Annotated in this window: 7 protein-coding genes; 4 read left to right on the forward strand and 3 right to left on the reverse strand. The window is 62.3% G+C overall.

Annotated elements, in window-relative coordinates:
• The 4 genes from WA317_RS02680 to WA317_RS02695 all read left to right on the forward strand — a co-directional run.
• Positions 1 to 939: cytochrome P450 (locus tag WA317_RS02680; RefSeq protein WP_425171568.1), on the forward strand; the 939-nt coding region annotated here is incomplete at its 5' end.
• Between the two features lie 51 nt (positions 940 to 990).
• On the forward strand, positions 991 to 1,713 hold the full coding sequence (locus WA317_RS02685; RefSeq protein ID WP_425171569.1) for a flavodoxin family protein: 723 nt from the start codon (positions 991 to 993) through the stop codon (positions 1,711 to 1,713).
• A 28-nt stretch (positions 1,714 to 1,741) separates the two neighbouring features.
• Positions 1,742 to 2,245 (forward strand): DUF2505 domain-containing protein, encoded by a 504-nt coding sequence (locus WA317_RS02690; protein WP_425171570.1) that lies wholly within the window; start codon positions 1,742 to 1,744, stop codon positions 2,243 to 2,245.
• Positions 2,246 to 2,374: 129 nt separating this feature from the next.
• A complete protein-coding gene (locus tag WA317_RS02695) occupies positions 2,375 to 3,295 on the forward strand; it encodes an SAM-dependent methyltransferase (RefSeq protein WP_425171571.1) in 921 nt (306 codons plus the stop codon).
• Positions 3,296 to 3,343: 48 nt separating this feature from the next.
• Here WA317_RS02695 and WA317_RS02700 read toward each other — a convergent pair whose 3' ends face one another.
• The 3 genes from WA317_RS02700 to WA317_RS02710 form a co-directional block, all read right to left on the reverse strand.
• A complete protein-coding gene (locus WA317_RS02700) occupies positions 3,344 to 4,186 on the reverse strand; it encodes an SDR family NAD(P)-dependent oxidoreductase (RefSeq protein WP_425171572.1) in 843 nt (280 codons plus the stop codon).
• A gap of 11 nt (positions 4,187 to 4,197) precedes the next feature.
• Positions 4,198 to 5,598: a cytochrome P450 gene (locus WA317_RS02705; RefSeq protein WP_425171573.1), complete on the reverse strand. Its 1,401-nt coding sequence runs from the start codon at positions 5,596 to 5,598 to the stop codon at positions 4,198 to 4,200.
• Positions 5,599 to 5,713: 115 nt separating this feature from the next.
• The coding region (locus tag WA317_RS02710) for a hypothetical protein (RefSeq protein ID WP_425171574.1) at positions 5,714 to 5,967 on the reverse strand (254 nt) is incomplete at its 5' end.

Here is a 5,967-nt window from a genome sequence, read left to right on the forward strand (position 1 = left end):
CTCGACGTGGCGTCGATGGTGTTCATGGGTCATGAGCCCGGCACCGATCATGACCTGGTCACCAAGGTCAATAATGCTTTCACGAGCACCACCCGGGGCGGCGCCGCGTTCATCCGCTACCCCGTCCCGCCGTTGAAGTGGTGGCGCGGCCTGCGCGGCCGCAAGGTTCTCGAGGAGTACTTCACCGAGCGGGTCAAGGAGCGTCGCAACGGCCGGGGCACCGACATGCTGACGGTGCTGTGCCACAGCGAGGACGAGGACGGCAACAGTTTCACCGACGAAGACATCGTCAACCACATAATCTTTTTGCTGATGGCCGCGCACGACACCTCGACGACGGCGATCACGACGATGGCCTACAACCTGGCCGCGCACCCGGAATGGCAAGAACGCTGCCGCGACGAGTCGGCCCAGCTTGGTGATGGCCCGCTGGACATCGAGTCGCTGGAGAAGCTGGAGACGTTGGACTTGGTGATGAACGAATCGCTGCGGATGGTGACCCCGCTACCGTTCGTCTTGCGGCAGGCCGTGCGCGACACCGACGTGCTGGGCTACTACGTGCCGGCGGGCACCCTCATGTTGGTCTGGCCGTCGATGAACCACCGGATGCCCGAACTGTGGACGGAGCCGGCCAAGTTCGACCCCGAGCGCTTCGCCGAACCGCGAGCCGAGCACAAGAAGCACCGCTACGCGTTTATCCCGTTCGGCGGCGGGGCGCACAAGTGCATCGGATTGGTGTTCGCGCAATTGGAGGTCAAGACAATCATGCACCGGCTGTTGCGCCGCTACCGGTTGGAGCTGGCCCGGCCCGGCTACCAGGCACGTTGGGATTATGGCGGGATGCCGATCCCGGTTGACGGCATGCCGATTGTCCTACGCCCGCTGGGTTCGGCCAGACAGGTCGCCGCTGTGGGTCGCGGGGTCGCGAGGAGAGGATAAGCTTCCCCCCGGCCGTAAAACGCGGAACGCAAGACAGGGGGAGGTGCAGCAATGACGGATGTGGCCGGCGAGCAGCGGAGCGACCGGCGGCCACGGGTCTTGCTGCTCTACTACAGCTACACGGGGCAGGCACTCAAAGTCCTCGAGACTGCGGCAGAAGTGTTCCGCAACCGAGGGTGTGATGTCCAGAACGCCGAGATAAAGTTCACTGACCCACGATTTGCCGACCGATTCTCTCGCTTCCCGATGCGACGTGTGTGGCCTGACATGCTCAGCGTGCTTCCGGCTCAAGCACGCCGTGCCAGCGGGGAGATCCGCATCCCGGATGCGGTGCGAGACGGGGACTACGACCTGGTCTGCATCGGCTCGCCGACCTGGTGGCGCACCGCCAGCATGCCAATGCGCTCGTTCCTCAAGTCGAACGAAGCACGAAAACTCCTGACCGGCAAGCCGTTCGCAGTGTTTGTTGTTTGCCGCCGCTATTGGCGGGAGAACTTGACGGCGGTGCGCAAGCTGGGAGAGAAGCAAGGTGGCCGGTACGTCGACGGAATCCATTTCGCATATCCCGGCGACCAGCTTCGCTCAATGCTGTCGCTGACCAGTTACCTGGGGACAGGGGAATACCGAGACCGCTACCTGGGCGTGCGTATCCCGACGACCAATGTCCAGCCGGAGCAGCTGGAAGAGACCCGAAAGTTCGCATCGGCCCTCGCGGATCGGTTGTTCGGAGAGAGGCCGGCCAGATCGCTCGACCAGACGTCGCAGCCGCGATGAGCGTCACTCATAGGGAGTCTGGGTTGCCATGCCGCGTTCGTTCGAGATCTTGACCGATTCGCCCGCTAGCGTCGAACAGGTTCATGCGGCGTTCAGTGACAAGCATTATTGGCTGGCCCGGTTGGTGGCCTTCGGGGACTGCAGCACGCTGGATTCGCTGGTAGTCGACGCCGATGGCACGGCGACGGTGAGCCTCACCCAGCACCTGGGCCGCCAGCTGTTACCCGGGGTGGTTGCCAAAGTCGTTCCGGGTGACCTGAAAATCTTGCACACCGAGAGTTGGCGACCGGTGGGTGATGGCCGCGTATGTGGGCAGGTCAGTATCTCGGCTCCGGCAGGGCTGGGATCAGGCCGTGCAGAAGCGTGGCTCATCCCCATGGGCAAGGGCTCGCAACTGCGGTTTGCCGCGACGGTGGAGGTCAAAATCCCCTTGGTGGGTAGCAAATTCGAGAACTCAATCGGAGCCGAGTTGGCTGAGAACATCCCGGCGTTCCAGCGCTTCACGACGACGTGGATCACCGAGCATGCCTGACACCAACTCACGGCGAATTTCGGTCAAATCGATCTCCGCGGTGATAGGCCGATCGTCAGTTGTTACAGTGGCAGCCGCTCAATCCGAGTTGCCGACGGCAATAGTCAACAGATAGCACAGGGAGCGTTTGTGGTCACAGTTCCGCGTCGTGTAGACGATGAAACCACCAGTGTTCGGCTGCGTCGCTGGACGGACGAGTGCCGGCGGGCGGCGCGGGTCATGGTATCGCGTTCCGACGGTTCAAAGACAGGTCAGATTTACGACATCATCGGCACCCAGAACCTGTTCGGCGAAGAGTCGATGTTCATCAACTTCGGGTACTGGAAGAACAATCCCGGAACCCTGGATGAGGCGAGCCGCGACCTGGCCCGTCTCGTGGCGCGGAGCGCCGACTTCAGCGCTTCGGACGTTGTAGTGGACTGTGGGACTGGCTACGGCGACCAGGATATTCTGTGGGCCAAAGAGTTCGGGGTGAAACATATCACCGGAGTGAATGTGGCCCCCCGACAAATCGCCATCTCCACGCAACGGGCGGAAGAAGCCGGATTAACCGACAAGATCGAGTACATCAAAGCGTCCGCCACCGATCTGCCGCTAGAAGACGAATCGTGCACCAAGGTTGTCGCACTGGAATCGGCTTTTCACTTCCCGTCGCGCGTCGACTTCTTCTCCGAAGCGCTGCGGGTGCTAAAGCCGGGTGGCCGCTTGGTGACGGCCGACATCGTTCCCAAGCAAACATTCCTCAATTGGCGGCATCGGAAAAAGGTTGCCCGGCTCGGCTGGCAGGGGGCGCCACCGAAAGCTGTCCGTAAAGCGGCGAACGTTGTGGCCTATCGAGACCTGTTACTCGATGCGGGTTTTGCCGATGCCGAAACGCGATCAATCGCCGACGACATCTTCCGGCCGCTGGCCAGGTTCCTGTCGAAGAGCCTGTTCGCGCCGGAACGGAAGTATGTGAATCCGGTTCTCCGGTGGACGGTCAGGCCGGACAATTTCTGGATCCACGAATGGCATGTGGACTACATCCTGGCGGTGGCGCAGAAGGCGTAGCGCGACATCAGCAGAGCGGCCGCGGTTGAGCCGCCGTTGTCTGTGAGATCAGGTGGTGATGGACTGCGCTGCACGTAGGCGCTTGAGCATCGTCATTTTGACCGCTCGCATCGATAGCGCGGGGGAAAGGCGCTCCAGATACCACAATGCCTTCCACCAGGTTGGCACCACAATGATGGCGTCTCCACGCAACACCGCATGAAGGGCACGCTCGGCGAACCTTTCGGGCGCCATGGGCCGCAATGTGTCAGCCGACTTGATGAGTTCCTCGTCGCTGACGCTGTCGTTGCGTCCGTACACGCCGCCGGTGATGATCGGGGTCCGGATCACCCCCGGACAAAGCACCGAGACCTGCACGCCGTGGCGCTCGGCCTCCAGCCGCAACGTCTTGGAGAGTGCGACTATGGCGTGTTTGGTGGCGGCATAGCTGGCCTGACTCACCGTGGTGATAAGACCGGCCATCGAAGCTGTGTTCACGATGTGGCCGGAGTGCTGCTTGATCATGATCGGGTAGACCGCTTGGATGCCGTGGACCACACCGCGCAGATTTACGTCGAAGACGTCGTTCCAGTCATCGAGCGTGTAGGAGTCGACCTCACCGCCGACCCCAATGCCGGCATTGTTGAACAGGTAGTCGATCCGCCCGGATTGCTGCAGTGCCTCGGCAACGGCACGCTCGAACGATGGGTAGCTGCGCACGTCCAGCTCGATCGCGTGCGCCTCTCCGCCAACTCTGTTCAGGCGTTGTGCCAGCTCCTCCGCCGGCCCGAGCTGGCGATCGGCGATCCAGACCTCGGCGCCCGTGTCGACCAGCTTGGTCGCCAGCGCGGCCCCGATGCCGGATGCCCCGCCGGTAACAAATGCGACCTTTCCTGAAGCGCTGGATGCCATTGAGGTAAGACCTACACCGACCGCTGCCTGCTACGACTCTCCAAACGCCGGCTGCCGTGGTCGGCCACCGATATAGAGTGAGCATCACTTGGCGCGCCGGCCGTTCGCCGGTAAACCACCGCTCTTCCGCCCCGTCCCGGCGCGATCGTTACCCCGCGGTTGTGCCGCCGTTCACCCGGCTGATCGGTTGGCGCGAAATGAAATTCGCGCAGCAGTGTGCGCAGGGTAACGTCCATCTCCATGTTGGCGAACGCCGCGCCGACACAGCGGTGCATTCCGCCGCCGAATGGAATCCATGCGAACGGGTTCGGCACGGCGCCGATGAATCGGTCCGGATTGAACGACGCCGCGTCCGGAAAGCTCTGCTCTGAATTATGGGCCAAATGGATACTTGCCCATACCATGGTGTTCTCGGGAATGATCCAATCTCCCAGCTGGATTCGCGTCTTCGTCTGGCGCAATGCGCCGGTGAGAACCGGCCGGGTGCGCTGCACTTCCCAAATCGTCGCCTGCCGCAATTCAGATCCGCCGGCGTCGACTTCGTCAGTCAGGCGTGCCAGCAGCCGCGGATGCCGGCGCAACCGCTCCACTGCCCAGCACAACTGTGTGGCGGTTGTCTCGTATCCGGCGACCAGCAGCGTCAGCAACTCGTTGGCGATGTGCCGATCGGGCATCGGCTCACCGTTTTCGTCGCGGGCCTGCACCAGCAGCGCGAGCACGTCGCCGCGCTCTTTGATGGCCGGGTCAGCCCGCACATCGGCGATGAGTGAGTCCATGATGGCGTCGACCGGCCGCCGGTAACGCAGATACCGTCCCGCTGGACTCCACCTGCCGAGGTCACGGCGCGCTATCGCCGGCAGCAGGGCGACGCGGGAGCCTATTTCGACTGCGGGCGGTATCAACTTGCGGAGTTCGTCCAGGGCCGAACCACTGGCGCCGAATACGGCTCGTAGGATCGCGTTGAGGGTGATGCGTTCCATCGACTCGAGCGTCTTGAATTCGCGGTTCTGCGGCCAGTTCGCAGTTTCGCGTATCACCTCTTTTTCAATCACGTGGTCATAGCTTCGCATGCGACTGCCATGAAACGGGGGGAGTATCAACTTGCGGCGGGCGATGAGTTCATCACCCTCAAGATTGAACAGCGATCCAGGGCCCATAATCTCACCGAGATTGTGCTTCGGCCGCCCGAACAGATTTCTGCTGGTGCTGAACATATCCTTGACCACGACTGGGTCGCTGATCACCACCGTTTGACCGAAGACTGGCAAATCGATGGTGAACGCGCTGCCGTACCGCCGGCCCAGAGCGGCAATCATTGCATGCTGGGCGATCCCCAACGCAATGCCTTGAACGCTCTTCGGGCCCCGCGGCCCGGGTGGTAGCCGTACCGGCTCGGTTGTGGCCGTTGCCATGGAGCGCCTCTCGTGTCGGTACCCGGAATCTACCCGAGCCTGCGGATTGCCGACGACTTTTGTTCCGGGCGAACGGCGTACGTCCTGCGCGTGAACCCGTTTGGTGAACACAAGATCAAGCGGCTTGTGCCGTCTGACTGAGTCGGCCTTGAAAGTCGACCGGCCTATCATACCGAGGGCCGAGTGGAGGGTTCTCAACACATGCGACCCAGTTGCCGACACCGATCTCGGTCGCACATGCTCCACCGGACGGCCGGTCTTGATTACCAGACAGATCGGTATGGGTGGCCGCGGCGATCTCGCGCACCAGCTTGCCGCGCTGCTTGCTCGACAACCCCTCATCCAGGGCCGGGCAGATCAGCTGATAGC

It is taken from the genome of Mycobacterium sp. (genome assembly GCF_049802695.1).
Taxonomy (GTDB): Bacteria; Actinomycetota; Actinomycetes; order Mycobacteriales; family Mycobacteriaceae; genus Mycobacterium.

Excerpts from the sequence above, each read along its gene's own strand:
- WA317_RS02685 (WP_425171569.1), top strand. The coding sequence starts at position 991 with ATGACGGATGTGGCCGGCGAGCAGCGGAGCGACCGGCGGCCACGGGTC.
- WA317_RS02690 (WP_425171570.1), top strand. The coding sequence starts at position 1,742 with ATGCCGCGTTCGTTCGAGATCTTGACCGATTCGCCCGCTAGCGTCGAA.
- WA317_RS02700 (WP_425171572.1), bottom strand. The coding sequence starts at position 4,186 with ATGGCATCCAGCGCTTCAGGAAAGGTCGCATTTGTTACCGGCGGGGCA.
- WA317_RS02705 (WP_425171573.1), bottom strand. The coding sequence starts at position 5,598 with ATGGCAACGGCCACAACCGAGCCGGTACGGCTACCACCCGGGCCGCGG.